The 26,605-nt window shown below is 59.4% G+C and carries 22 protein-coding genes, 1 tRNA gene, 1 other RNA gene and 1 pseudogene; 16 read left to right on the top strand and 9 right to left on the bottom strand.

All coding sequences use genetic code 11. From position 1 onward, the window contains the following. Positions 1-1,803 (top strand): FkbM family methyltransferase (locus SYN63AY4M2_RS02660; protein WP_099887184.1); only part of this gene is annotated, 1,803 nt, incomplete at its 5' end. Between the two features lie 53 nt (positions 1,804-1,856). On the opposite strand, the gene lpxD is transcribed toward SYN63AY4M2_RS02660, so the two are convergent. The 3 genes from lpxD to ssrA all read right to left on the bottom strand — a co-directional run bounded on the left by lpxD (position 1,857) and on the right by ssrA (position 4,005). Beyond that, positions 1,857-2,948, bottom strand: a complete 1,092-nt coding sequence (gene lpxD / locus SYN63AY4M2_RS02655) for a UDP-3-O-(3-hydroxymyristoyl)glucosamine N-acyltransferase (RefSeq protein WP_099887183.1) — start codon at positions 2,946-2,948, stop codon at positions 1,857-1,859. A 15-nt stretch (positions 2,949-2,963) separates the two neighbouring features. Continuing rightward, positions 2,964-3,482 (bottom strand): DUF4330 domain-containing protein, encoded by a 519-nt coding sequence (locus tag SYN63AY4M2_RS02650; protein WP_099887182.1) that lies wholly within the window; start codon positions 3,480-3,482, stop codon positions 2,964-2,966. A 127-nt stretch (positions 3,483-3,609) separates the two neighbouring features. Beyond that, positions 3,610-4,005, bottom strand: a transfer-messenger RNA (tmRNA) gene (ssrA, locus tag SYN63AY4M2_RS02645). Between the two features lie 100 nt (positions 4,006-4,105). Between ssrA and SYN63AY4M2_RS02640 the strand changes: the two genes are divergently transcribed. The 8 genes from SYN63AY4M2_RS02640 (at position 4,106) to SYN63AY4M2_RS02605 (ending at position 11,817) form a co-directional block, all read left to right on the top strand. Further along, positions 4,106-4,177: transfer RNA gene (locus tag SYN63AY4M2_RS02640), tRNA-Lys, on the top strand. A gap of 69 nt (positions 4,178-4,246) precedes the next feature. Continuing rightward, the gene (locus SYN63AY4M2_RS02635; RefSeq protein ID WP_143597407.1) at positions 4,247-5,266 is read left to right on the top strand and encodes a DUF559 domain-containing protein; all 1,020 of its coding nucleotides are present in this window, start codon (positions 4,247-4,249) and stop codon (positions 5,264-5,266) included. A gap of 22 nt (positions 5,267-5,288) precedes the next feature. Continuing rightward, entirely contained in the window at positions 5,289-5,984 is a 696-nt protein-coding gene (locus SYN63AY4M2_RS02630; RefSeq protein ID WP_099887180.1) for a MarR family transcriptional regulator, read from the top strand. Between the two features lie 1,646 nt (positions 5,985-7,630). Next, positions 7,631-9,232, top strand: coding sequence for an ATP-binding protein (locus SYN63AY4M2_RS13900; protein ID WP_206337001.1), 1,602 nt, complete (start codon positions 7,631-7,633; stop codon positions 9,230-9,232). 116 nt (positions 9,233-9,348) lie between these two features. After that, a complete protein-coding gene (locus SYN63AY4M2_RS02620; RefSeq protein ID WP_099887178.1) occupies positions 9,349-10,233 on the top strand; it encodes a leucine-rich repeat domain-containing protein in 885 nt (294 codons plus the stop codon). A gap of 92 nt (positions 10,234-10,325) precedes the next feature. After that, complete coding sequence (locus SYN63AY4M2_RS02615; RefSeq protein ID WP_011429902.1) at positions 10,326-10,595, top strand: hypothetical protein; 270 nt, start codon at positions 10,326-10,328, stop codon at positions 10,593-10,595. Between the two features lie 33 nt (positions 10,596-10,628). Continuing rightward, positions 10,629-11,360, top strand: coding sequence for an energy-coupling factor ABC transporter ATP-binding protein (locus SYN63AY4M2_RS02610; RefSeq protein ID WP_099812251.1), 732 nt, complete (start codon positions 10,629-10,631; stop codon positions 11,358-11,360). Positions 11,361-11,604: 244 nt separating this feature from the next. After that, entirely contained in the window at positions 11,605-11,817 is a 213-nt protein-coding gene (locus SYN63AY4M2_RS02605) for a CP12 domain-containing protein (protein ID WP_011429904.1), read from the top strand. Between the two features lie 274 nt (positions 11,818-12,091). Here SYN63AY4M2_RS02605 and SYN63AY4M2_RS02600 read toward each other — a convergent pair whose 3' ends face one another. Together SYN63AY4M2_RS02600 and msrB are read right to left on the bottom strand one after the other, a co-directional pair. Next, entirely contained in the window at positions 12,092-12,895 is an 804-nt protein-coding gene (locus SYN63AY4M2_RS02600; protein ID WP_099816131.1) for an FTR1 family protein, read from the bottom strand. 49 nt (positions 12,896-12,944) lie between these two features. Then, positions 12,945-13,436, bottom strand: coding sequence for a peptide-methionine (R)-S-oxide reductase MsrB (msrB, locus tag SYN63AY4M2_RS02595; protein ID WP_099884083.1), 492 nt, complete (start codon positions 13,434-13,436; stop codon positions 12,945-12,947). A gap of 364 nt (positions 13,437-13,800) precedes the next feature. Here msrB and ndhN point away from each other — a divergent pair, with 364 nt between their 5' ends. From ndhN to SYN63AY4M2_RS02580, 3 genes are all read left to right on the top strand, one after another. After that, positions 13,801-14,244, top strand: coding sequence for an NAD(P)H-quinone oxidoreductase subunit N (gene ndhN / locus SYN63AY4M2_RS02590; RefSeq protein ID WP_011429907.1), 444 nt, complete (start codon positions 13,801-13,803; stop codon positions 14,242-14,244). A gap of 94 nt (positions 14,245-14,338) precedes the next feature. After that, positions 14,339-15,343 (top strand): LdpA C-terminal domain-containing domain, encoded by a 1,005-nt coding sequence (locus tag SYN63AY4M2_RS02585; protein WP_228375454.1) that lies wholly within the window; start codon positions 14,339-14,341, stop codon positions 15,341-15,343. Between the two features lie 15 nt (positions 15,344-15,358). Then, a complete protein-coding gene (locus tag SYN63AY4M2_RS02580; protein WP_011429909.1) occupies positions 15,359-17,260 on the top strand; it encodes a R3H domain-containing nucleic acid-binding protein in 1,902 nt (633 codons plus the stop codon). A 16-nt stretch (positions 17,261-17,276) separates the two neighbouring features. Here SYN63AY4M2_RS02580 and SYN63AY4M2_RS02575 read toward each other — a convergent pair whose 3' ends face one another. Beyond that, on the bottom strand, positions 17,277-18,179 hold the full coding sequence (locus SYN63AY4M2_RS02575) for a 4-hydroxybenzoate solanesyltransferase (protein WP_099884531.1): 903 nt from the start codon (positions 18,177-18,179) through the stop codon (positions 17,277-17,279). Positions 18,180-18,454: 275 nt separating this feature from the next. On the opposite strand from SYN63AY4M2_RS02575, the gene SYN63AY4M2_RS02570 reads away from it, so the two are divergent. Continuing rightward, positions 18,455-19,186, top strand: coding sequence for a response regulator transcription factor (locus SYN63AY4M2_RS02570; RefSeq protein ID WP_049749731.1), 732 nt, complete (start codon positions 18,455-18,457; stop codon positions 19,184-19,186). On the opposite strand, the gene SYN63AY4M2_RS02565 is transcribed toward SYN63AY4M2_RS02570, so the two are convergent. Beyond that, positions 19,183-20,520 carry a CCA tRNA nucleotidyltransferase gene (locus tag SYN63AY4M2_RS02565; protein WP_099884081.1) on the bottom strand — a complete coding sequence of 446 codons (1,338 nt, stop codon included), beginning with the start codon at positions 20,518-20,520 and terminating at the stop codon, positions 19,183-19,185. The two genes, SYN63AY4M2_RS02570 and SYN63AY4M2_RS02565, sit on opposite strands and share 4 nt — an antisense overlap. Positions 20,521-20,689: 169 nt before the next feature. After that, positions 20,690-21,715, bottom strand: coding sequence for a ferrochelatase (gene hemH / locus SYN63AY4M2_RS02560; protein ID WP_011429913.1), 1,026 nt, complete (start codon positions 21,713-21,715; stop codon positions 20,690-20,692). 234 nt (positions 21,716-21,949) lie between these two features. On the opposite strand from hemH, the pseudogene SYN63AY4M2_RS02555 reads away from it, so the two are divergent. Then, positions 21,950-23,155, top strand: a pseudogene (locus SYN63AY4M2_RS02555) (transposase). Here SYN63AY4M2_RS02555 and SYN63AY4M2_RS02550 read toward each other — a convergent pair. After that, entirely contained in the window at positions 23,123-23,578 is a 456-nt protein-coding gene (locus tag SYN63AY4M2_RS02550) for a hypothetical protein (protein ID WP_240530479.1), read from the bottom strand. The pseudogene SYN63AY4M2_RS02555 and the gene SYN63AY4M2_RS02550 overlap by 33 nt on opposite strands. Before the next feature lie 249 nt (positions 23,579-23,827). Between SYN63AY4M2_RS02550 and SYN63AY4M2_RS02545 the strand changes: the two genes are divergently transcribed. Both SYN63AY4M2_RS02545 and SYN63AY4M2_RS02540 read left to right on the top strand, forming a co-directional pair. After that, positions 23,828-24,316, top strand: coding sequence for a Tic20 family protein (locus tag SYN63AY4M2_RS02545; protein ID WP_011429915.1), 489 nt, complete (start codon positions 23,828-23,830; stop codon positions 24,314-24,316). A gap of 46 nt (positions 24,317-24,362) precedes the next feature. After that, positions 24,363-26,219 (top strand): hypothetical protein, encoded by a 1,857-nt coding sequence (locus SYN63AY4M2_RS02540; protein WP_099887177.1) that lies wholly within the window; start codon positions 24,363-24,365, stop codon positions 26,217-26,219. The last annotated feature ends 386 nt before the right edge of the window (positions 26,220-26,605 follow it).

Below are 26,605 nucleotides of genomic sequence, written 5' to 3'. Positions count from 1 at the left end.
ACGCATCATTGGCACTTCCCCATCGAACATCTTTTGGCCTACTGGGCCGTTGAAGCCTTTGATTATGTTGTTACTGCTCACAACCGCCAGCACCTGCACTGGTTTGCCGCGGCGGGCGCGGAAAACCTGGCCTGGCTACCTCTCATCTCCATGCATACGGTTGTCCACAAGTGGGTAGAAGCAAGAGAAAGCCAAGTTGTCTTTATTGGCCATCAGGGATCCGAGCATCCCAGACGTTCCCGTCTGGTCGAAGCCATAAAGAGGGCACACTTGCCCATTCTTGCCAAAACTGCCAACCGTCAAGAGGCAGCCCGCCTATTTGCCGAATCGCTGATTTCGTTTAACTGCAGCCTGAATGGGGATCTGAACCTTAGGAACCTGGAAGTGATTTCTGCGGGTGGCTTTTTGCTGACAGACAAGCTCTCCTTTGCATCCGGCTTTGATGAGTATCTGAGCCCCGGCTTATACTGCGACGTCTATAGTTCTGAGCTGGAGCTAGTTGAGAAAATCAAGTTTTACCTAGAAAATCCAGGGCTGGCTCTAGAGATAGCTAAAAGAGCTTATGAAAAGTTTCTTGTGGACTGGCATCCCAAGCATCGGATAGCCGATCTGATGAATTGGGTTTTCAAGGGAGAGCTACCCAACTTTTACGCAGCTAAGTCCGATCCCAGATTTTTCATTAGCACTGCCTACAGAGATCTTGTCAATACACGCCTTGCTATCTACGAACCTGTTCAGGAGTTACACCGTGTAGAGGAGCAACTTAAGGTACTGGTTAGCAAAGACTGCCCAGTAGCAGTTGTGGCAGATCTCCTGGATCTGCCGAGACTAGAAGTCTATGTTGAGGCCGGGTTCCCAGTGTCTGAGCTTCCCAAGGACGAGAGGGTCGTTTCCAGAGTACATGTCTGGGAGGAAGAGTCCAGCCACTTAGGTACTGCGACTTGGGATGTTCTGATTGCCAGATCCAACAGCCATCTTACTTCTCGACTCCTGCCCTACTCAAAATTTGTTTTTGTCCTTGATGAACAAAATCAATTGGTGTTCTCGAACGCAACAAAGTTAGCGAGCGTTGAAAGATTTTCCTTGGGCGCGACTAGAGCGGATGGATCTTCTTGGACACTACGTCTCAATTTTTATAAGGAGGAAGAAAACGTAGCGCTATTCACGACTGACGAAATCTTTAGTAAGCAGTCATATCCTTTTTTAAACTTCGTCGATGGCGTATCAATAATTGTTGATGTAGGAGCAAACATAGGCATCGCAAGCGCCTACTTTCGAATGCTTTATCCAAATGCTACTATTCTTTGCTTCGAGCCTGACCCTGTAGCTCTTCACTTGCTGAAGCTAAACAGCCTAGTTATAGGCGGCTGCACTGTATACCCTTTTGGGCTGTACAGTGATGATATCACCAAGACTTTCTACAGTAGTCTTGTAACGGCCTGTTATAGTTCGATACACAAGAACCAATATGCTGACTTTCCAAGAGTTGTACAGCTTGTAAAGGCAAGCTCATTCCTAGGCTCATTTCTAAAGAGTGTTGGCGCTTACAACATCGATATTCTCAAGATAGATACTGAGGGTTGTGAGACCCAAATATTAAAGGATTTGTTCGAAATTCTAGTCGACATTAAGATAATATACCTAGAGTTTCACTCTGAAGAAGATAGACGATTAATAGACCAGATCCTATGCCCTACCCATGTTTTGTACAAGGGAAACATAGTTCACACACATCTAGGTATTCTTTGCTACTTGAGTAGAAGGTATATCCTTCATGACGTTTCACAAGAACCTCGTCGGTAAAAAGTTCTCCCAGTCAGTAGCTAAGGCCACTGGGGAAGTTGACAAAGGAGGTTCTAGCTAGAGCATGTAGTTTCAGGATCCACGCCCACTTCGAGCATTTTTGCGTTGGGGGCTCTATCCGTGCTGTTCTGTTCCAGCTTGGCCACACGAGCTTCCAGCTTGCGCAAGGTGCGTTGCAGCTCAGGCAAGTGCCGCTGGACAGCCATGCTCTTGCGCCACTCGGCAATGGGTTGATGGGGGTAGCCGGCCACCGTTTGACCGGCGAGGACGTCGCTGGTTACTCCTGTCTGGGCAGCCACGCGTACGCCATCGCCGATGTGCAGGTGCCCGGCCAAGCCACATTGCCCGGCCAAAATGACGTGGTGGCCCAACTGGGTGCTGCCGGCAATGCCCACCTGAGCCACGATCAGGCAGTGGGATCCGGTGCGCACGCCGTGGCCAATTTGCACCAGGTTGTCGATCTTGGTGCCGCGGCCAATACGGGTCTCGCCAACGGCGGCCCGGTCGATGGTGGTGTTGCTGCCTACCTCCACGTTGTCTTCCAGCACCACTCGGCCCGCCTGCAGCATGCGCCGCCAGGAGCCGTCGGGAAGAGGAATGTGGCCAAAGCCGTCGTCGCCAATGACCGCGCCGCTGTGGATGAGGCAGTCGTCGCCAATTTCGGTGCGCTCGTGAATAACGCAGTTGGCGAAAAGCTGACACCGGGATCCAACCCGCACGTGGGGGTAGATGGTTACGTTGGGGTGGATTTGGGTGTAGTCGCCAATTTTCACCCCTTCCATCACCACCACATGGGGCCCAATGGCTACCCCCTCCCCCAACTCCACGCTGGGATCGATCACGGCGGTGGGATGGATCCCAACAGGCAAGCGATAGGGCTGGTAAAACAGCTCGATGGCCTGGGCAAAGAGCAGACGGGGATCCTTCCCTCGCAGGCAAGCAATGGGGCGGGGTAGAACCAGCGATTCCTCCACAATGACGGCGCTGGCTTGGGTCTGCTCCAGCAAGGGTAGGTAGCGGGCTTCACTGAGAAAACTCAGCTCTCCTGGGCGCGCCTCTGCGAGGCTAGCCACGCCGTGAATTTCTAGGTTGGGATCTCCCTCGTAGGGGCATCCCAATTTTTGGGCGATCTCCTGTAGCTGCATTGGGCTTGAGATCCTCTACGATTGCAGCAGCCGCACATCCATCACGGTTCCACGCAAGTTGTAGCTAAAGGTCTCGAGCTCCAGGGGAACGCCGACTTTGACGCGGTTGTTGCCTAGGACAACGCCATTTTCTGTCCGCTGGCCCCGTCCCCGCAAGGTAAACACCAGATCAAAGCGGTAGGGCTCTGGGTCAGGCAAGTTCTCAACCCGTCCATCGGGAAAAACCACCGGCACAGTGCGGCTGACGTTTTCCACCCGCACCACCTCCACCTGGCCGTAGGGTTGGTTGCGGATGATCAAGTCGGCCTTCTGACCTGCTTGAAAAGGTTCCAGGGATCGGCTGCTGACTCCCCGCACAATCATATCCACTTCCACCGGCAGCGTGGGGCCACCCCCCACCTGGACGACGCTGCCCGCCTGCCGCCCGGGGAAAAACAGGACAGCCGCAATCGCCGCTACTACAATGGCCAGCGCCCCCAGATCCAGAAGGCTGACCTTCCCCAGCAGACGCCCCCGTTCATCGATGAGCCGCATGGCCACTTCTCTTCCAACACCCTGCTTTATTGTAGGGTGCTCTCCTAACTGGGAAACATGGTCATCGGCCAAGTGCAGCCACCCGCGCGCTCACCGCTAGGTAACCAGTGGCAGCCAACTGGCAAAGAAGTGGAGCTGACGGGAGTCGAACCCGTGTCCGAGATGGGTACTGGGGGCTCACTCCTTCACAGGCTTAGCCTCTCTGACCCTCGAGGCGGGGATCGCCGTTTAGATCCCGGCGATGGGAGATCTCCGCCTAAGCTTAGGCTCTCCCTCGACGGAGCCGGAGAAGAGAGCTGCACCCGTTGGGGTTGTGATCCGCCCACTTAACGGGGTCGTGGGAGGATCCTCGAGCTCAGACTTCTCTTACTGAGCCTTAGGCAGCCAGAGCAGCCGCTTTACGAGCAAAAGGTACGACGTTGTTCGCACGTACTGTGTTGAGCCTGGTGGTAACGGGATAAGCTCAATCCCGACCTGCATCATGAACCCTTGTTCGCCACCCCGTCGAAACCGTTACAGCCCCGGGGTTAGCTTACATCTAGACTAGCAAAACTCTCGGGGATCCGGCTAGAGTCTTTGCGAATGTGACAAAAGTCCTGCTATCATAACGAAAGTGTAAACTCGGGTCGGTAGCTCAGCGGTAGAGCACTCGGCTTTTAACCGATTGGCCCAGGGTTCGAATCCCTGCCGACCCAGCTTTCAATGCCCTCTCTCCCCTGCCCCAGCCTAAGCTAGGATTCCAGGAGGCAGGTGGGAGAGGCGAGGTGGCCGTTCTTGCGTGGCAAGACCTAGGCAAAGAGGGGGAGGTCAAGCTATTACTGGCGCCGTGCGTGGAGGAGGCGCTAGCGAGCCTGGCGGAGGAGGCTGAAACTCGAGAGACGGTCTTTGTCTCCAAGCTTTGGCACCGAATTCCTGCCCAGGATGCCATCCTCGATGAGTGTCTGCAAGTGCTGGCGAGGGTAGCCCTATCCCTCTGGCCTTATTGGTATGGGGAAAAGTTTGAGCCGGGCACAACGGCAGAGGTTCAAGCTCACAATCGTCTCCGCGCCCAAGAGCTACCAGCAAAACAGGATCCCACCATTGCCAACGCCTGGCTCAAGGCGGCCATGCACCTGTGCCAACAGCAACGCCTGCCTCTGCTGCCAGGGATCCAGCGGGCGATCCAGGTGCAGCAACTGGCCAAGGCCATTGCCCCTCGCGAGCTGACCTTGGCTTTGGCAACCAATGAGACGGAGCCGGCGCCCAGCTACTTACTCGGCTTGGCCAAGGCAGCTATCTGGTTGGCTGACCACAGTCAGGCACGGCTGGTGCTGGTGGTGCCGAGCGCTTTGACTGATCACCCCGAATTGGCCTCCGTGAGCTACGGTGCCATTCGACTGCCGCTTCCTGAGAGGCTAAAGGAGTTCGACAGCTCGGTGCAGGTGGTGGTGGGTTACAAGGGATCCCCTCACCCCTTCAGTCCCGCTGAGAGAAAGCTGGCCGACCGGGTGGCAGCAGATGTGCAGTTAAAGAATTTGCTGGAATTCAACCAAACTGTACAGAGTGTTAACGGACGCACTTTCCGAGCGGATCTGCTTTGGCGGGAGGGTAAGGTGGTGGTGGAAGTGGATGGGCCAGAGCACCGCGAGCCAAACCACTACTACCAGGATCGCCTGCGGGACTACGAGTTGCTCATCTCCGGCTACTTGGTGTTGCGGATTCCCAATGAGCTGGTGATGTCCGACTGCGAGCGGGCGGTGGAGATGATCCGCAAGGTGGTTCAATTGCAACAGAGCCGGCTTTGAGGCAGGGCTGGAGGTTGGGGAAATGAGCGATTTGTTGCCCAAAAGCGAAATCTTGCTCTGGAAGCTCCTGCTAACAGGGGAAGAACCGACCAAGTCGCAAGTGAAGCCAAAGCATAGGGCCAAAGAGCTCAAGCTGTTGGAGGAAAAGGGCCTCATTGAATGCAAGACTGTAGTCGAAAAGGGAAGGAGGATAACCCGGCTTGTGCTGACTGACAAGGCCTGGGACTGGGCTTCTACCACACCTCCAACAGCCATCGCCCGCTCCAAGTCGCCAGAGGCAGCAGTTGTTTTGCAAAAGGCGTTGGCAACCCTAGTGGATTACGCACAGCGGGAGAACGTTCCCTTGGCGCGGATTCTAGGCCTACGGCCGAGGATCGCGAACAGACCCTCTCTCGGTGGAGCAGCCCCTGTTCCTACTGGGCAAACGCAGCCCTGGGAAGTTAGCGAAGGGGAGGTTGATCCTAACTTCCTCGAGAAGGTCTTTCGCACCTGCGAGGAGATGGGAGGACGCTACTACCTAGTCTACTTATCCGACTTGCGCAAAAGATTTCCCGATGTTCCCTCCTGGCTATTGGATCAGGCGCTCCTGACTTTGCACCGCCAAGCCAAGATAGTGCTGATGGACCTGGACGATCCTCTGTCTATTACTCCTGAAATCGAAGCCGCCGCTATTGACCTGTACGGCTACAAAAAGCACGTTCTTCGTGTTAGGAACTAGCCATGACTTCCAAGGAAAGTACCTCTTTCTCAATCAACCAACAAAAAGCTCTAGAAGCCCTCAAGGAGGTTGATTTTGATTGGACAGTTCATCTTAGAAAAATCTGGCAACCTCCGGATTTTGACGTTCCTGAGCTTAACCGGGATGTCAGGGAGCAGCTATTCAGCCGGCTGGAGAAGTTAATCCAATCTCCCCAGATGGAGACACCCTTTGGAATCCCTGTGCTTGGCAAGGGTGGCTCTGGCAAAACCCACCTTCTCAGGGTCTTAAGACAGCACTGCTTTGAAAAAGGGGTGGGATTTGTCCTAGTGGACATGACCGATGTGAAGGACTTTTGGGAAACCGTAATCCAGGGCTACCTCACCTCTCTGCTTCAGGAAGAGCCTGATGGCACTAGCCAGCTCCAAAAAATTCTCGATCTGGTCTTTCTGAGAGCTCTCTCTACTCCCAAGCAGGCGAAGGAGATCGCCAGTTTTTCCCACGAATCTTTGCTCGACGTCATTAGACAAACTCTGCAATGGCTATTCACTCAAGATCGCAAGCACACCATCAAGTACCAAGATTGTGTACGAGCTGCCATTCTAGCTAATTCGAATGATTTTTCACTGGCGTCAATAGGTACTAGCTGGATACAGGGCCTAGGTGTGGAATCAGAGGTTGCCCGACAATTCGGTTTTACCAACGCCAGCTTAAATCCTAGTCAAGTTGTTGCAGGGCTTTCTTGGCTGATGAGCCTAAGGGGACCCACTGTAGTTGCTTTGGATCAGTTGGATCCCATTGTTGTGCAATCTCATACAAGTCCTAGTCCTTCGTCATCCTTGCAGGAGCTCTCGCCAGAGACAGAAAGAGAAGCTTCCCAAAACATCATTCATAACATCGCAGGTGGCCTCATTGGGCTACGGGACTGCCTCTCCCGATCCCTTGTCATCATCTCGTGCCTAGACCAGTCTTGGGAAATTCTAACGAAAACAGCTGTTAAAACCTTTACAGGACGCTTTGAGCGGCCTTTAACTTTGAGGCCTCTTCTTTCGGACAGTGTCGCTGAGGCAGTTGTTGTTCCTCGCCTGCAGGCTGCCTACCACAAGGTGGGCTTTATCCCTCCCTATCCTTCCTACCCGTTTAAGCCGGAGTTCTTCCAGCAGGGTATCTGTCCTCGGCAGCTCTTCCCTCGGCAGCTCCTCCAGAAATGTCATGAGCACAGGGAGCAATGCCTACGGGAAGGGAGAGTTACCGAGTTAGGTGTCCCAAGTTCTGCTCCTATCACTCCAAGTCCCCCTCCACTGAAGGAACTAGATCGAATCTTTGAGGAGGTCAAGCAAAAGGTTGATATTTCCCCGTATTTACAGGAAAACGAGAGCGAGATATGGAAAGAGCCCCTAGCTTCTCTGTGCAACTTTCTCGTCCGGCAGGAAAAGTTGCCGGCTAGTATTGGCATCCAAGTGGAAACTGACTTCCCTGGATCCAGAGGTTTCTCGCCTCTGCATTCTCGCTTGCGGCTAATCTTCTACGAGGCAAACGAGCGGGAAAGGCACCTTTGTTTTACAGCTATTCAATCAACTAATCCTAGATCTTTCCAAACTCGCTTAGTAGCTGCTAGGACGGCAGCCGGGATCGACGCGGCCCTGCGATTTCGCAAGTTGGTAGTGGTGCGCACTACCTCCCTACCAGGAGGCGAACGTACTCAGAAACTGTGGCAAAAGTTCCTTGAGGAGGGTGGGATCCACTGGCGGCCCAGTGAAAGGGAAATCAGGGTTCTGCGGGCCCTGGAGCAGCTCCAATCCAGACCCGGTTTTACGGACTGGCTGGCCGAGCGGCAGCCCCTTGCCCAACTGGCAGCCGCCGAGCCGGATTCGGGTCTGGCCAAGCTCCTCGCCTGGCTGAGGGAAGGGATCCCTGCGCAGGAAACTCCAAAAGTTGAGCCTGCCAAAAAAGGGGATTTCTCACTTTCTAGGGTAGAGAACGGCAAGGCCCCTCAAGCCAAGCAGGATCTGCACCTAACGGGTTTGTTGGTCGGGCGGCGTTGGGTGGCCAATCGAGAAGGGGATCCGGTCTTTCTGCCCGTCCCAGAGCTGGTGCGGCACACTGTGATTTTGGCTGGCAGCGGCTCGGGGAAAACGGTGCTCTTGAGGCGAATGGTGGAAGAGGCAGCCTTGCAGGGGATCCCTTCCATCGTCATCGATGCAGCCAACGACTTGGCCCGGCTGGGGGATCCCTGGCCTGCCGCTCCCGAAGGCTGGACAGAGGAGGATCGAGCCAAGGCAGAGCGCTACTTTGCCCAAACCGAGGTGGTGGTTTGGACCCCTGGGCTGGCGGCGGGCAACCCCCTCACCCTCGCCCCCCTGCCGGACTTTGCTGCGCTGGCCGGTGATCCCGAAGAGCTGGAGCAAGCCGTCGACATGGCCTGGGGCGCCCTCCAGGAGATCGTGGCCCCCGGCAAGACCGTCAGCGACGAGCTGAAGCGGGGGGTTCTTAAGGCAGCTTTGAAATACTTTGCCACCCACCAGCCGGGATCTCTAGCTGACTTTGCCGAGTTCCTTGCGGACCTGCCTCCGGAAGCAGGAGCCGGTATCAGCAAGGCGCCGCAACTGGCGCTGCAGATGGCTAATCTCCTCAAGGCTGCCATGGTTAACAACAAGTTGCTCCATCAACAGGGGATGGCGTTGGATCCGGCCATCTTGTTGGGGCTGGGCTCAGACTACGGCAAAACCCGGGTGTCGGTTGTCAACTTGGTGGGCCTTCCCACCCTGGGCGAACAGCAGCAATTTCTCAATCAACTGGCCATGGCGCTGTTTACCTGGATCAAGAAAAACCCCGCCCCGCCGGAAGCGCCAGTGCGCGGGCTGTTGGCCATCGACGAGGCCAAAGACTTTGTGCCCTCCCAGGGGACTACCCCCTGCAAGCAGAGCCTCCTGCGCCTGGCCGCCCAAGCGCGCAAATACGGCTTGGGTCTCATTTTTGCTACCCAAGCACCCAAGAGCATCGACCACAACATCATCGCCAACTGCTCCACCCAGTTTTTTGGCCGAGTCACGTCTCCGGCAGCCATCGAGGTAGTGCGCGAGCAAATTGCCCAGCGGGGAGGAAGCGGAGAAGATGTGGCTGTCTTAAAGGTGGGACAGTTTTATCTCTCCTCGCAGCAGCTTCACCCGCCCTGCAAAATCCAAACTCCCTGGTGCCTGTCTTTTCACGCCCCCACCCCTCTAAGCGAAGCTGAGGTGATCCAGCGCTCTCAAGGCAGCCAATCCTAGCTCCTGCCTGGCGCCCTGCTCTGGAAGAACTGTTGCCCCTTCCCCCAGCTAGTAAGTAGTTGGCAAGGATCTGGAGGGGAGTTATGCTCCCTTAAGACGTTGGCCGGGAAGGGGCAATGGGATCAGTCAAAAGACAAGCTCGGATTTTGCTCTTGCTGGCCATTGGGGCTTGGCTGAGCTGGGGGACGATGGCCTGGTCTTTCGCCTCTTGTCGGGAGCGGGATCCTCTCCTCCTACGGCAAGTCTTGGCTGCGATGGGCCGGCCTGAGGTGGTGGTGGAGGAAGTGGCTCTGTTTGATGGGGATCAGTGCCTTGTCCAGTTGGTGTTGGATCGCCGCGGGCTGAGCGGATCCCTGCCGCCGGAGATTGGCCAATTCCACCACCTGCGGGCTTTGTCTCTCAGTTACAACCAGCTTTCTGGCCCCATCCCCGCCGAGCTGGGGCAGTTGAGGGAGTTGGAACAGCTTTTTCTCGACTACAACCAGTTCTCCGGCCCCGTTCCGCCGGAGCTAGGGCAACTGCGCAACCTGCGGGGCCTGTTTTTGGATCACAACCAGCTCTCCGGCCCCATCCCCCCAGAGCTAGGCCGGCTCAGCCGCCTAGAAAACCTCAGCTTGCAAAACAACCAGCTCAGCGGCGCCATTCCCGCCCAACTGGGCCAGATGCGCTCCCTCAAGGGGCTGTTTTTGGATCGCAACCAGCTCTCTGGGCCCATTCCGCCCCAACTGGGGCAACTGCACAACCTGGAAAACCTCTACTTGTCAGACAACCGCCTCAGCGGATCCCTGCCTCCGGAGCTGGCCCAACTCAAGCAATTGCGGGATCTGCGCTTGGCCCGTAACCGGCTCACGGGCGAGCTGCCCGGCTTTTTGGCAGAACTGCCGCGGCTAGAACGGCTCCACATCGAGGGCAACCCTGGCCTCTGCCTGCCGGCGGCCCTGTCGAGCTGGTTTGCCGGTCTCAATCCAGGGGATCCCACCTCCGCCCGCCCCTGCCCCTAGCGCTGGGATCTGGGTTTGCCGGCCTCCAGGTCTTCCGCCGACCTGCGATACTGGGATCAGGTGTCCACAGCCCACTACGCGAACGGTCAGCCATGTATATCCTAGAATTGCTTTTGAAAGGGAATCCCGCCCCCATCGTCGTCCACCAAAAAGAGGAGGAAGCGGCCAACCGCGCCTACCAAAGCGTGGTCAACGCTCTCCAGAGCGGATCCCCCCAAAGCTTGGAGCTGACCTGTGACCGCACCGGCAAAAAGGTGTTCCTGCTCACCGGCGAGCTGTGTGGCGTGCAAATGACCACCAAGTCGGGTGGCCCTGGTGCCCCAGGAACTCGTCCCGGCTTTTTGGCGCAGTTGCAGGGTTGAGAGCAGCTCTTCGGGTCTTCGCGAGGGATTCTCATGTCGGAGAGGGGGACAGAGTCCTTGCGCGGCGGCAAGAGGGAGTCCCCGCCGGCCATTCGGGTGGAGGGCCTGACCTTTGCCTGGCCGGAGCGTCCCCCGGTTCTGCGGGAGTGCAGCTTTGTCATTCCCAAAGGCCAGTTGTGGATGCTGCTGGGGCCTAACGGCAGCGGCAAGTCTACCCTATTGCAACTGTTGTCCGGATCCCTCACCCATCCTCAGCCCCTAGCGGGCCACCTGGAGGTGCGCGGGCGGCTGGGCCACGTGTTTCAAAACCCGGATCACCAACTGTTCATGCCGACGGTAGGGGCAGACGTCGCCTTTGGTTTGGGGGCAGAACCCCTCACGTTGGAAGAGATTGCCGAGCGGGTGGAAATGGCCTTGGAGCAGGTGGGCTTGCGGCACTTGATCCGCCGGCCCATCCACGGCCTCAGCGGTGGACAGAAGCAACGGGTGGCAGTCGCCGGGGCGCTGGCCCGGCGCAGCGAGGTTCTGCTTTTGGACGAGCCAACAGCCCTGCTGGATCCCGAGAGCCAGGCGGAGTTGCTGCGGTGCATCCGCCGCCTGGTGGATCAAGAGGGGATCACCGCTCTCTGGGTAACCCATCGGCTGGCAGAGCTGGAATGGGCGGATGGAGCAATTTTCCTCTCCGAAGGACAGGTGCGCCATCAGGGATCCCCAGAGCAGGTGCGGCAACAGCTTGGACAACTGTTTGGCGCCTTCAGGTCTTAGCCCCGCTGATCCCGAAGAGATCGCAAAAGGGTGGCTGCAACCCCCGGCGGTCGCTGCTTAGAATGGTAATGTATCCACAGCGATCGATAGGTTGGCAGCAAGGCATCATCCTGGACTTATCTACCCTGCGGAGCGGCAGGTTTCTGCCTGTTGATCCGCGAGTGCGCTAGATCCCTGCGGATCTGCGTCAGCAGATTATACCCGTGGGCCCCTGGCCCCATCTCGTTGAAAGGAGCTTGAGAATATGGGACTGTCTGAAGTCATTGCCAAAGAGCTGGAGAACGCGCGCAAAGTCTGCTCTGAGTACGGCGAAGGGGATCCCCACTGCCGTGCAGCTTGGGATGCTGTTGAGGAAGTGCTGGCAGCCCGCAGCCACCAGCCCAAAGCTCCCAGCAGCCTTGAGCAGCACTGTGCTGAAAACCCCGACGCCGTCGAGTGCCGCGTTTACGACACCTGATTTCTGGTAACCCTGCAGATCGGTCTCGGTTTATCGACAGCGATCGCAAGTGGGATCCCCGACAAGATCCAGCGGCCTGCCAGCTCCCTGCTGGCGGGCTTCGTCTTTCTGGGCCGGAATGCGTAGCTGGGCACCGAGAATTGAGTCCAGCCGGGACACTTTGCTCACCCCAGGAAGAGGGAGGATCGCCGGCTACTTCGAGCAACAACCCTCGAAACCCCAGCCCCTCGAACTTGAGGGTTGTGGGAGGCACCCTGCTCGCAAAGAAAGTTTCTCACGGAGAAAGCTTTTGAGCAGAGTCAGCCCGCCGCCATTGCCTCATCCACAAGACAAAGGCTGTTCCCAGCAGCACCATTTGTGGGATCAGCGTCTGCCAAGTGGGATAGATCCCCAACCAGCGCAGCTTCGGGATCCCGGATAAGGGGGTGATCGGAAGCCAGCCCGCCACTTGCAAAGCATGGAGGCCGCTGCCCAGGAACTTAAAGCCCAAGTAAAAAATCAGCAGGCTTAAACCCCGGAAAAAAGCCCCCAAGGGCAGCTTCAGCCCCACCTGCAGCAGCAAGACCGCCATCCCCACCAGCAGCAGGGATCCCAGACCGATCCCCAGCCAGAGATCTTTTGCCGCCAGGGAAGGGGCCAATCCCACGTAAAACAACACCGTTTCTGCCCCCTCGCGAAACACCGCTGCAAAGGCCAGGAAAGCTAGGGAAAAAACCTGGCCTGTGGCGAGCGCTGCCTGGGCTTGTTCTTGCACAAAGGTCTGCCAGGAAGCAAGGGCGGCCCGCCGGTGCAGCCAGAGGCTGACCGAAAACAGCAAACCTGCTGCCACCAGCCCAGTCATCCCCTCCAGTACCTCTTGGCGGGTGTGGGTCAGCAACTGCTGGAAAAACAACTTCACCAGCAAGGCGAGCATCACCGCTGCCAGCAGACCCATGGATCCCCCCAGCCACACCCAGCGCTGCGGGGCCGACTGCCCACTTTTGCGCAGAAGGGCCAGCAAAGCCACCAGCACCAAAAGCGCCTCCAGACCCTCCCGCAGCAAAATCGAGGCAGCATCCAAAAAGGTGTAGTCCGACATAGGTTCACCCAGGCAGGTGGCTCAATTCTAGCGTTGCCTGAGGAGAGGCTCAGGTGGTGGCGGGGATGAACTTCAGAGCAGCAGAGTTGATGCAGTAGCGCAGACCCGTTGGTGGGGGACCGTCCCGAAACACGTGCCCTAAGTGACCACCACAGTTGGAGCAGTGAACCTCGGTGCGAGGCACAAGCAACTTCCAATCCGTCTTGGTGCCGATCACATGAGGAGCAATCGGCTCCCAAAAACTGGGCCAACCAGTGCCACTGTCGTATTTGGCTGCCGAGGAAAAGAGCTCCTGCCCACAGCCAGCGCAGACATAGATCCCTGGAGCTTTGTTGTCGTAGTAGGCGTTGCGGAAGGGGGGCTCGGTTCCCTCTTGGCGCAGCACATAGTACTGCTCTTCGGTGAGCAGTTGTCGCCACTCAGCGTCGGTTTTGGTAACGGGATAGATTTCTTGAGCCATCGCCTGTTGCTCTCCTGTCAAGCTGAGGGGTGCCGTAACGAACCCGGCCACTGTCAAGGTCAAAAGCTTGCCTCGTCGCATAAGCGGTTTGTCCGTCCTGACATGGGTGAAGCCATCGCCGCCGGACTCTCCAGTTGCCCTGTCCGGCTGTTTCTGAGACTTGCAAGCAGATGCTTGTATGTATCTTAACTCTTCTTCACGTCTTCTTCCCCACAAAGGCGAAGGTACGGGTATCTTCACCATTGGTCGGCTACCCCTCAGCCAAAGCCGGCAGTTTCCGCGCGGCAAAGAGTCGGCGAGCTTCTCTATGAGTTCTATCTGTAGCTTCTATCCCTGGCTGGGGACATACTCCCGCTACAATGAGCACAGGCAAGGGATCCGTTCGGCCTAGGCGGGCTGGCCTGGGGATTCTTTTGCTAACCCTGAAAACGACGGAGTTATTGCCATGTTGCTGGTCGGCTCAGGCGCCAAGTTTGTGCAGCAGCTCGAGCAGTGTGGGGCTCTGGCCATCTTTGTTACCCCAGAAGGGGGATCGGAAGGGCACTACCTGCGGCGGCTGCGCGGAGCTGGCTACGAGGTAGTCACCCTTTCCAGCAAGGGGATTGGGGATCTGGCCAGTTATCTGACGTCCAGCCATGGGGTGCGGCCTGCCACGCTGGGCAAATCGCAGCGGCGCACCTATTTCTACCCCTCGTTGATCGAGCAGTACCGCGCCACCTTGCCCCCAAAGGCCAAGGGATTGGTGTTTTGGTTTTACGAGGGGCATGTGCTCAGCCGGCAAGAGCTCTCCTACCTGGTGAAGCTGAGCCAAGAAGATAAGGGCGTGAAATTTGTGGTGGAGCTGGGTCGAGAGCGGTCAATTCGGTGGCAACCTCTGCAGAGTGCCTGAGGATCTGTTCAGATTCCTCGAAAATTCTTTGCTACCATCTCAAGTAGGCGGCCTGCAGCCCAGACTCTCATCTTGCCGGTGGCCTTCCGTGCCTGTGACCTTGCCGAACGTCTCGCTGCAACAGGGTACTTGGTTTAAGCTGATCTGCGGCGCAAGTTTCCACCACTTGCCGTCGATTCGAGAGTTAGCTTTCCTCTACACGCTTGCCGGTGCCGATTGCATTGACGTCGCCGCTGACCCAGCCATTGTGCAAGCTGCCCAAGAAGGGATCCGGCGGGCCCAGGCAGAAGATCCCCAGGTGGGGTCCCCCTGGTTGATGGTCAGCGTCAACGACGGCGAAGATGTGCATTTTCGCAAGGCGGTGCTGACGGATCCCGTCTGTCCTGCCGACTGTCCGCAGCCCTGCCTAGCCGTTTGTCCGCCCCACGCCCTGATCCGGGCAGGCACTTCCACCCAGGTTCACATCCGGGCAGAGCTCTGTTACGGCTGTGGCCGCTGTGAGCCGGTGTGTCCCCACCAACGCATCGCCACCCAAGGCTATCAGGTTGCGGCGGCGGAGATCCTGCCGTCCTTGCTAGAGCTGGGGGTTGAGGCGGTGGAAATCCACACCCGTATCGGTCGACAGAGCCAATTCGCGCAATTGTGGGGATCCCTAAAGCCCTGGCTGCGGTGGCTGCGGGCCGTCTCGATCAGCTTTAACGATGGTCCCGGCCTCGAGGTCTATTTGCGGGATTTGCTGGCCTTGATGGATCCCTTGCCGGAGGTGTTGATCTGGCAGGTGGACGGTCGGCCTATGAGCGGGGATCTTGGAGCTGGCGCCGGCAAGGCCACTCTGAAGTTGGCCCGAAAGGTGTTGAGCATGGGGTTGCCCGGCTATGTGCAGTTGGCAGGAGGAACCAATGGGCAAACGGTGTCGCTGCTGGATCCCCGTTGGCCGGTGGCGGGGGTGGCCTTCGGCAGCTATGCGCGACAGTTGGTGGCCACCTACTTGGAGGGGGGGCCTGGATTGGCAGGTGGGATCCCAGTGGCCAAGCAGTTGGTGCAGCAAGTGAAGCAACGAGCGGTGGCCCCCAGACAAACCTGTTTTTCCAGTGTTTAACAACGTTGCCCGACCATGAGTTTCTTAGTACAGCCCTTCAACCCGTCGGCGGATCGGGAAGGTGCTCCGCACCGCTCCAGCGAACGCACCTCTTTTCCCGGGCAAGTCCTCTACAACGACGATTTGGGCAAGCTGCTGGACGTTCTGCCCGCCTCCATCCGCCAGCGCCTGGAGCAGCATCCCCAGTTGGATCGGCTGGTAGAGGTGGTGCTGGATTTGGGCCGCCGCCCGGAAGCCCGCTTCCCCGGCTTTGCCGATTACCTCTCGGAGGAGGTGGTCACCCGCGCCGACCTGGATCTGGTCATCAGCCAAGTGGGAGAGTTTAGCGGCGACAACCGCGCCGGCATTGCCTCAACTCTGCACCGGATCAGCGCCATTCGCAACCGCCAGGGCACGATCATCGGCCTCACCTGTCGGGTAGGGCGTTGCGTTATCGGCGTCATCAGCATGATCCGCGATTTGGTGGAGCAGGGCCGCTCGATGCTGTTGCTGGGCCGCCCAGGGGTGGGCAAAACCACCGCCCTACGGGAAATTGCCCGCGTGCTGGCGGACGAGCTGCACAAACGGGTCATCATCATCGATACCTCCAACGAAATTGCCGGCGATGGCGACGTGCCCCACCCAGGGATTGGCCGGGCCAGGCGCATGCAGGTGGCCAGCCCGGAGCTGCAGCACAAGGTGATGATCGAGGCGGTGGAAAATCACATGCCGGAAGTGGTGGTGATCGACGAGATCGGCACCGAGTTGGAGGCTCTGGCCTCCCGCACCATCGCCGAACGGGGGGTGCAACTGGTGGCCACTGCCCACGGCAACCGCATCGACAACCTGATCAAAAACCCCACCCTCTCCGACCTAATTGGCGGGATCCAGTCGGTCACGCTCGGAGACGAAGAGGCGCGGCGGCGGGGCTGCCAGAAGAGCGTCTTGGAGCGGAAGGCCCCCCCCACGTTTGAGATTGCGGTGGAGATGCTGGAGCGGGATCGCTGGGTCATCCACGAAGATGTGGCGGCCACTGTGGATCGCCTCCTGCGCAACCGCGAGCCGCTGGTGCAACTGCGCAGCCTGGACGAACGCGGCCAAGTGGTGATCGAGCGCCCCACCCTGTCTGGGCCCCAGTGGCCCCCCCCTGCCGGCAGCACCCTGTCCCCAACACGGGAGCGGGGGGGATGGCGCCGTTCTGGGCGGATGGAAGCTCTGCCCCTAGAACCAAGTGAAACTCGTCTGCGCCAGCCCGGCGAATCTGGCTCGCCTTCGGCCAAGGGGGAGGAATCTGTCCCGCCAGCAGCAGCGGGATCCCGTGCTGAGCCTCAAGTTATGGCCAGCCCCAAGGCAGAGTCCAGGGCTGAGGCGGAAGAGGATGCCGACTGGGAGGAACCTGCTGCGGCTGCCCTGGCAGAACGGCAACGGGATCTGGATGGGCCGCTGAGGATCTATCCCTACGGGGTTAGCCGCTTCCATCTGGAGCAGGTGATCCAGACTTTGAAGCTGTCGGCGGATGTCACCAAAGATCTGGATGAGGCAGATATTGTTTTGGCTTTGCGATCCCAGGTGCGCAGCCGCTCCAAGATCCAGCAACTGGCCCACGCCCGCCAAATCCCGATTCACACCGTCAAGGCCAATACCCTGATCGCCCTTGCCCGCGCCCTGCGTCACATCCTCAACATCGAAAGCGAGGACGGCTCCGATTCCGACCTAGAGCTGTTCATTCGGGCCAGCTCGGGCGACGAAACGGAAGCCTTGGAGGAGGCCCGGCTGGCGGTAGAGCAGATCGTCATTCCCAAGTCCCAGCCGGTGGAATTGCTGCCCCGCTCCCCTCTGATCCGCAAGCTGCAGCACCAGCTAGTGGAGCACTATCACCTGCGGGCCCAGAGCTTCGGCGAAGAGCCCAACCGCCGCCTGCGCATCTATCCCAACTAGCTCCAGCCAGGGTTCCTCAGGCCAGCAGGGATCCGGCGATCATCCCTGCCAAGAGAATGAAGCCCTGGAGGACGTTTTGGCCGAAGATGGCCATGTAGAGAGTGGGAGGGGGATTGACCTGGTGAAGCTGCCAGGTTTGCCGGCCCCAGAGAGCGGCGGCAACTGCCAGGCTAAGGAAATAGACCGCGTGCAACTGCAGGCTGATCCCCACCCCCAAGAGGGCAAGGGCGGCGCCCAAGAAAAACAGCCCCACCGCCGTTGGGGTTTGTCTCCCAAAAAAGCGGGCGCTGGAGTGGATCCCGGCCCGTTCGTCGTCCTCTCGATCCGATAGAGCATAGACCGTATCGAACCCCAACGTCCACAACACCGTGGCCAGCCACAGCCAGCCCAGCCCCTCCTCCCCCAGGGGTGTGTGGGGATCTTGGCCGCTCACCGCTGTCCAACTGATGAGCACGGCAAATCCCCAGGCCAGGGCTAGCACCAGTTGGGGCACGGGAAACACCCGCTTAGCCCCCGGATAGAGCAGGATCACCGGCACTGCCGCCACGCAGAGGGCAAAGCTGACCGGGTTGAGAAAAAGCGCCAGCCCCGCCGCACAGGCCAAGGTCAGCAGCGCCATCACGATGCCGACGGCAACGGTCAGTTCGCGGCTGGCCAAGGGGCGGTTGCGGGTGCGCTCCACCAAGGGATCCAAATCCCGATCCCAGAGGTCGTTGATCACACAGCCCGCCCCGCTGGTGGCCAAGCTGCCCAAAATCAGGATCCCCACCAGCGGCCAAGGCGGCGTTCCCCGTCCGGCCAGAAAAGCCCCCCACAAAGCCGGGATCATCAGGATCAGCCGCCCTGCCGGCTTATGCCAGCGCAACAGCCGTAAAATCGCTCCGCCAGTGGCCCAGAGTGCAGAAGGAGAGGCAGACATAGCCAGGTCGAAAGAGGGCCAGTTGCCGAGAGGAATGGAGCTCCGCACCGATCTTAAATCATCCTAAACTGGCCCGCCCTGGAACCCTTGTCGTCCCCCTCGCCGTCTCTACTTTTTGGCCAGCATTTGGCTCCTCTTTTCCCACTATTGGCCAGCCTGAGAAGTTTGATATCCTAGCGGGGGGCTGCTGTTGAGGGTGATGAACTTTGCTGCTTTTCCCCTGTGAGGCCGTTCGCGCAAGCGAGACGGAGTCTGCCATGCAAGCAACCCTTTCCATGACCAGTCAACTTCCCGAAGTTCAAGTCAAGGAAGCTCCTCCCCTTCTGGAGACTCTGCTGGTGGTGGACGATGAGGATGCAATCCGAGAAACCGTTGCCGTTGCTCTCGAAGAACAGGGATACCAAGTTTTGCAGGCCGCCGATGGTCGACAAGCGCTGGAGCTGGTTCACACGGCCGAACGGCTGGATTTGATGATCTTGGATTTGATGCTGCCCGGCTTGAACGGCTTGGATCTGTGCCGGCTGTTGCGCCGGGAGGGCAACACCATCCCCATCCTGATGCTGACGGCCAAAAGCAGCGAGACCGACCGGGTGGTGGGCCTGGAGCTGGGAGCCGACGACTACCTGACCAAGCCCTTCGGCATGCGGGAGCTGATCGCCCGCTGTCGCTCCGTGTTGCGCCGTCGGCAGCAGTCCCACGCCAGCGAGGCCACGGTGCTCCGCTACGGGGATATTTGCATGTTTACCCAAGAGTGTCGCGTCTTGGTGCGGGGAGTGGAGGTGAGTTTCTCGCCTAAGGAGTTCCGCCTGCTGGAGCTGTTTATGTCCAACCCTCGCCGCGTCTGGACGCGGGAACAGCTCTTGGAGCGCATCTGGGGATCCGACTTCATGGGCGACAGCAAAACGGTGGACGTCCACATCCGCTGGCTGCGGGAAAAGTTGGAGCTGGATCCCAGCAACCCAGAGTATTTGGTGACGGTGCGCGGCTTCGGCTATCGCTTTGGCTAGGGTTGGGAACTCCTCTCACGCCAGCGGCGGGCAAAAGAGAGGGCTTCGGCGCGGGTTTGGATCTGCCCCGCGGCCTGCGCCTCCTGTAGAGCCTGCAGCAACTGGCCCACCCAGGGTCCGGGTTTAGCACCCAAGCTGTGCAGCAGGTCGTTCCCATCCAGCAGGGGCACCAAATGGGCCAGGGGATCCTGGGGATCTTCGTAGCGCCGGAGCCAGGATTCTATCTCTCGGGGGCTGCTGCCGGTGGCTGCTGCCAGCAGGGCCAGGCCGCCGAAGAGGGATCCCGCCTGGTGATAGAGCCGCCACTGTTGTCCGGGAGTGGGGGAATGGGTCAGAAGCGTTTGCAACAGGGGTAGAAGCTGGTGCAGCTTCTGGATGGCCCGCATCTCGGCGCGGCTAAAGCGCAGCCGTTCCAGCTCGGCTTCCACCGTCTCGGCAGGGGTGCCCGCCGGATCCCACAGCAGGGCTGCCAACACCGTTGCCAACAGGCCGCCGCGCCGATCCGCCAAAGGCTGGGCCAGCTCCGCCAGAGTGCGGGGATACTGAAGCTGCCAGATCTCGGCCCATTGCCACACCGCTTGGGCCTGGGCAAAGCCGGGGCTCTGGGGCGCTAGGCGGGGCAGCCAAGCCGCTAGCAGACCTGCCGCCACCGCTGCCTGCAGGTGGGCCAAGCCGGGGATCCCCGTCTCCAACAAGGTCACCACCTCGGCCCGCACCCGCTCTGCCGCCACCCTGGCCAAAAGGGGGGCCCGCTGACGAATCGCCTCTGCCGTGGCCGGATCCAGCGCAAACCCCAGTTGAGCTGCCTGGCGATAGGCCCGCAACAGCCGCACCGGATCGGCACTGAGGTTGTCGGGGTGAACCATGCGCAGACACCCCTGCTGAATGTCCGCCCGCCCCCCTGTGGGATCCAACAGTTGCCCCTCCCGCAGCTCCAGGGCCAGGGCATTGCAGGTGAAGTCCCGCTGCCGCAGATCTGCCTCCGGGGTGGGGCCCACCTGCAGGGCCGCGTCCACCGTCGCCGCTGTGGGGGTGGAAGCCCCTCCTTGGCCCAGCACGATGCGGGCAATCTGTCGCTCCGCATCCAGCACCACAAAGCCGGCCTTCAGCCGCCGCGCCACCCCCGCCGCCCACCCCACGGGATCCGCCGGACACATTAAATCCAGATCCACCGGCCCCTTGGAGTCTCCAGCCTGGCCCCGCAGCCAAGCCAGATAGGCATCCCGCAGGGATCCCCCCACCCAGTAGCTCCCCTGGGGCAGCCACTCTTTGGGAAAGGGCAGCCGTTGGCGGAAATAGGTCAGCAGCCACTTGCTCAGCAGGGCTTCGCTCATCGATGTGCACAGGGGGGAGACTTCGATGATCTAAAAGGCTAGGATCCCCAGAGCGCAAGCAACCAGACAGGCCGTACCCTCACCTGACCGCTGCGCAAAAACAAGCGATTGCTTTTGGGGATTTGACCCTCGCTTGCCCAGGCCCGCTCGCGGCCTGGATCCCTTTTAGCTATCGCTCCAGCAGCGAGCCGCCCACCGCCGCCGGTACAAAAGCAGGTGCTGAAGTGAGCAGATGGGGCCGCACCAACGCCACCAGCCCGGCAATAAACAGCGGGTCGGCATTCAACGCGGGCACGCGGCGAAACTCGCGGATCCCAGCCTGGTGGGCCAGCTCCCGATACTCGATGTCGATCTCCTGCAGGGTTTCGATGTGCTCCGACACAAAGCTAATCGGCACCACCAGCAGTTGCCTGACCCCGCACGCTCCCAGCTCTGGGATCACCGTCTCGGTATAGGGCTGCAGCCAGCGCACCGAGCCCACCCGGCTCTGATAGGAGAGGGTGTGGCGATTGGGGCGCCCAACTTCCCGCCAGATGAGCTGGACGCAGGCCTCCATCTCCTGCTGGTAGGGATCCCCGGCCTGGGTGACATAGCTTTCGGGAATGCCGTGGGCGCTAAAGAGCACATGCACCCCTGCCGGATCCTCGAAGGCATCCAACTGCTCCCGGATGGCCCTAGCCATGGCCTGGACATACTGGGGCTGGTCGTACCAAGAGCAGATCTGGCGGCGCTCGATGCGGGCCAGCTCCGGGTCTTCGGCCCAGAGGCGATCCAGGAGTTTGAAGCTGGAGCCGGTGGTGCTGATGGAGTACTGCGGGTAGAGCGGCAGCACCACCAGGCGGGTGATCCCATCCGACTTGATCTGCTGCACCACCGACTCGATCAGCGGGTGCCAATAGCGCATGGCCACATACACCGGCACGTCGTAGCCCGCCGCCACCAGTTGAGCCTGCAACGCTTGTGCCTGGGCGGCGGTGATGCGCCGCAAAGGGGATCCCCCCCCGATGGCCGCGTAGTTGCGCCGGGATTTGGGCGCCCGCAGCGTGGAGATGGCCCAGGCAAAAGCCCTCTGCAAAAAGGGAAAGGGCAGGCGGATCAGCTCGGGATCGGCAAAGAGGTTGTAGAGAAAGGGCTGCACATCAGCCTGGGTCTCTGGCCCCCCCAAGTTCAGCAGGAGCACGCCGCTTTTGGACATGACAAACCCAATGACCTTCCTTATCCACTGTAGGAGGTCTTGCCCCCCAGCGGGGAAGGGGCATTAAGTTTTCTTGCAACCTTTCTCAGCTTTCTCTCGGCCCCCATCCTTAGCCAGGGATCCCCCCTCCTCCCCTACTGCTCCGCCCGGTGTCAGCTAGAAACCGCAGGAGCCCCGCGCTCTGGCGCAGCCAAGCGTCGGGAGGAATGCGGTCTGTTGATGTATAGTGACAGCATGACCCAAGTCTTGACTATTTCCTGCGAACTGTTCGCGCTAGCGGGACGGAGTCCTATCGGAGTCGCAAGCCGCCAAGTTAGATGCGACGCTGGACGCCTTTGTGCAGGCCTTGAACTGGGTCAACCAAAACACGCCGGAGAAGATCCTCAACGCCCTTAAGCTCCAATCTCTGGGTTACCGCGACATCCGTGCCCGCTTTGGCCTATCCAGCAACCTGGCACAACAGGTATGCAGACGGGTGGTATCTGCCCGCAAGACTGCCAGCCAGAAAAAACCGTCCGGTCAAAGCCTTCAAGGCGGGCTTCGTGACCTACGCTGCCCGCATCTTCTCCTTCCGAGCGAAAGACTGGACAGTATCGCTCACCACCGTTGAGGGGCGGGAACGGTTGGAGCTGTCCATCGGCAACTATCAACGAGGGATGCTGGCCGGCACCAATCCCCAATCGGCCACCTTGTCAAACGCAAAGAGGGTTCTTACTACGATTTGTGTGGAAACGCAACCGCCGGAGCTGCAAACCGCGGCTAAGGCGATTGGGGTGGACTTGGGGAGGAGAGATATTGCCCATACCTCAGAGGGAGATCCCTGGAATGGACAGCCGTTGATCCTGGTTGCGAGCGGTGCTCCCATGCAAAGCCAGTCAGGTCACAAGGTCTAGTCGGCGTAGATGCCGCCAACTCTTGCAACAGCTGTCTGGTCAGGAGAGACGCTTGCAAACCTGTGTCAATCCCTGCATCTGCAAGGCTATTGTTTCCAGGGCAAAGGCGACCAATAGCACGATTGCCTTGGAAGACCTAACTGGAATCGGAGAGCGTGTCAACCAACCGCCACGGAGCAAAACGGAGCGTCGGCGGTCGAATAGTTGGGCGTTCTACCAGCTGAGGCAGTTTGTGCACTACAAGGCGCTGCGGGCCGGGGTCACGGTTGTGGTGGTGCCGCCTGCCTATACCTCGCAGATTTGCCACCAGTGCCTGTGGATCGGGCAACGGGAAGGGAAACGCTTCCGTTGTGTCAACCCGGCTTGCAGTTGGGAAGGGGATGCAGACTACAACGCAGCATTAGCGTCAGCGAAGCGTAGCGCCTATGTCATTGCATTATTGGGGGCTGCTGTAAACCGGCCACCCTACATCCCCCTGCCCCCCGTATACGGGGGGCAGTCGGAGCCGGGTAGTTTACAACTCTTGGCCGCGGTAAACCCGCTGTAGGGCCGGCGTGACCGAATAGCTATCGACATCGGCCAGGCTCAACTTCAAGCGCAGCGTATTGAGCAGCCGCTGGTAGGGGGGCACAAAAGGGGTTTTGCCAAAGGGTTGGACGGCATCCCGGGCAACTGTCTCCAGAGGGCAGCCACGGTAGCGGAGCGGGCCAGCCCCAACAAGGTGAGCTGAGGATCCCTCTTGGCCGGGATCCACCGTTAAGCCGCGAAACTGAATCGCTCCCGGACGAGAGGCTTTGCGATAGCGCAGATAGCCGGCCCACACCTGAGCCATCCACTCCGGCAGAGCTTCGGGCCGAACGTGGCAGCGCTCCGGCAACAGGCGGTCGTTGAAAAAGCCGACAAGCACAGACCAAGCTTGCCAGAGAACAGCTCCCAAGAGGCGGGCAGCGAGAGATGGCGAAATCTTCATGGCGGAGGCCAAAAATCACTGTGGGTGGGAGTTGCCGTCGATTATATCAACCCCAATCCTGCAAGATGCTCATCTTGAACAGTTTCCCCCTCACTCGAAAGCGGAGGCCAGCTTGGGGCTAGGCGCGTTGAGCCGGCCAACTTCATCGACTACAATAAGCGCAAAGCTTAGGTGCCGTTTAAAGAAATTCTGAAAGCGCACCAACAAGCAGACTCCAGCACTACTGCACTGAACTGAGGGGCTCGAGACATGACCTGGCGCGGCGACATCACTCCCATCAATCGGCTGTGGGGATCCCTTCCCTACCTTCTGCCTTTGGTATCGGCCCTGCCCTTCGGCTTTGTGCCCTCGGGTTTGTTTCAATCTCTGCCAGGTTTGATCCCCATTTTTAGTCCACTGCTGCGCTTGCTGCCCCTGGCCACAGGCTGGTTGGGGGTGGGGATATTTCTCGCCCTGCTATTTTTAGTCCGCAACAGCCGTGTCGCCCACTTTGTTCGCTTCAACACCATGCAGGCGCTGTTGCTCAACATTGCCCTGTTCTTGGTGCAAGTGTTGATGCAGGTGTTTGCTATGCTCTTTGGCAACCTCGGCCTGGCAGCACTTGTCAGCATTTTGGCCACCACCGCACTTCTGGGCGTGATCGCCATCACCGTCTACGCTTGGGTGCAGAACGTTCGCGGCCACTATGCCGAGGTGCCGGTGCTCTCCGATGCCGCCTATGCCTGGATTCGCTATTAATTCCTGGCAAAGAGGGAGGTAGGCAACGCCTAGTCCAGAAGTGAGGATGAAAGCGTTACGCCAACCGAAGCTGCTGGTCGGGCTTGCGCTGCTAACTGGAGTGCTGGCCCTGCTCTGGCCGATGCTGCAGCGGGGCTACCCCATCACTCATTCCACCCACTTCAACCTCAGTTGGGCCTTTCAGTATCAGCGGCAGTTTTTCGGCGGGCAGTTTTACCCCCGCTGGCTGGAGTATTCCAACTTCGGCTACGGCAACCCCACCTTTGCCTTCTATCCACCTCTATGCATGGTGGCCCCTTTGCCGTTTCGCCTGCTGGGGCTGGATATGCCTGGATCCTTGGTGGCCAGCATGGGCCTGGCGATGGCAGTCTTCGGGCTGGGGCTGTACGTCCTGCTGCGGCAAGTGCTTCCTTGGGCTTTGGCGCTGGGCTTGGCCCTGCTGAGCATGGCCGGCCCCTATTGGTTGGTAGACATCTACCAACGGGGGGCAATTGGAGAAGTGTGGGCCATTGCAATCCTGCCCTGGATTTTCTGGGCCTCGCTGCAGACGATCTGCCGGCCCCAGTCCATTGGGCCGGTTGCGGTTTTGGCGCTGAGCTATGGGTTGCTGACGCTCTCTCATCTGCCCACGTTGCTGGTGTTTACCTTGATTTGGCTGCCCCTGCCTTGGGTGTTGGGGGGAAGGGATCCCTTCTGGCCCAGGGTGGGACGCTGCTACCTAGGATTTGGGCTGGGGCTGGGGTGGGCTGCTTTTTATCTGTTGCCGGCCTTTTGGGATCAGCGCCATGTCCAGGTGGACTTTGTCAACTTTGCCGAAGAGTACACGCCCCACCATCGCCTGATGCTGAGCGGGCTCATGCAGCTTCAGCCGCGCTGGACAGAGCACTGGTTTGAGAGCAACCTGGTGGGGTACTGGGTCTGGATGGCAGCGGTTCTGGTGGGGGCGGGGCTCCTGGTTTTTCTGGAGTGGCTGGCCCGCCGAACAGAGGGGACGTTGCTCTTGCAGGGAAGCGGAGCTGACGAATTCCCTCTTGCCAAAGCCACCCTGCTCTACAGCCTGGGAGCCAGCCTGGTGGCGTTGCTGATGATGACGGATCTGCTGGCTGGGCTCTACGAGTGGGTTTTGCCGCTGCGGCGCATCCAGTTTTCCTGGCGCTGGATGGCGGTGACGGCAGTAACCGTGCCTTGGCTATTGGGATCCTTAGCTGGGTGGGGATGGGGGCACAAGCGCCTGCAGCTCCTTTTGCTGGTGGGGATCGGCCTGGCCATGGGAGTACAAACCTGGCAGGGCTTGCAACTGATGTCCAAAGCCGGCTTCGATCTGCAGCTTGTCCAAACCTTTCAAGAGCTAGCTGCGGCCAAGCAGTTCCCCCACGAGCCGCAAGAGCGGCCGGGCATTGCTTTTTTGCACCTGCACTGGCGCTTTCCCGATGGGTTGGCGCTGGTGGATGCGCTGGAATACCGGCCCCGCCAGGCGACGCTGCCCATGCCGCCCCCACAGGTGGATCCGCTCTTGCAGTGGCAAGGCGAGGTAGAGGATCCAGCCGCACTGCTCCAGGTGGAAGAGTGGCGCTATGGCTACCGTCGCTTTCGCGCGGTTAACCCTACCTCCCAAGAACAATCGGTAGCCTTACGCACGTTTTACTACCCCGCCTGGCGCTTACAAATCGATGGACGGTTCAGAGCTGCCGAACCCAACGGGGTGGGGCTGTTGCAAGTGCGGATCCCGCCGGGGGAGCATCGGGTGGAGGTGCGCTACCTGGGCACGGCGGCGGACTGGCTGGGCTGGATCCTGACGGGTGTGGCCGGAGTGCTGCTGGTGGAGCTGCGGCGGCTGCTGCGTTGGAGGCCCTGGCTTAGGACACCTGAACAAGAGATGGCAGAAGGGAGCACTTCCACCTAAACAGGGCTGCCTGCGCTTAATACTCCCCCTCGTGCGGCTGGCTCCGGTTGAGGACAGGGCGTTTTGCGATATCGCCTAGCACGGCGCCTTGGCCGGTGTTGGTCGAGGGCATCAGCTTGGATGGTGAGGGAGTTGACACTCCCACCCAGGGGATTCTTACGCAGTCCACAAAAGAACCCGTAACGGCGTTGTCAAAGCGCCTCTAGACAGTTCCTTCACGCAAAGCCCCAAGGTTCTGCTGACTTTCTTAAGCAGGTTGGCGGCAGCATTTGCCTCAGCGTTGACCAACCACCCCTTTGCCGTTTGGTACAGGCCCCGCTTGATACGCTTTCCAGAGGGTCTCCACCCGTCGGGTTTTTCACCATCACTAGGTAGCTCATCTCCAT

Source organism: Synechococcus sp. 63AY4M2 (genome assembly GCF_002760475.1).
GTDB lineage: Bacteria > Cyanobacteriota > Cyanobacteriia > Thermostichales > Thermostichaceae > Thermostichus.
The sequence above is the reverse complement of the archived record's forward strand: the minus strand, read 5'-3'. Positions and strand labels throughout refer to the sequence as shown.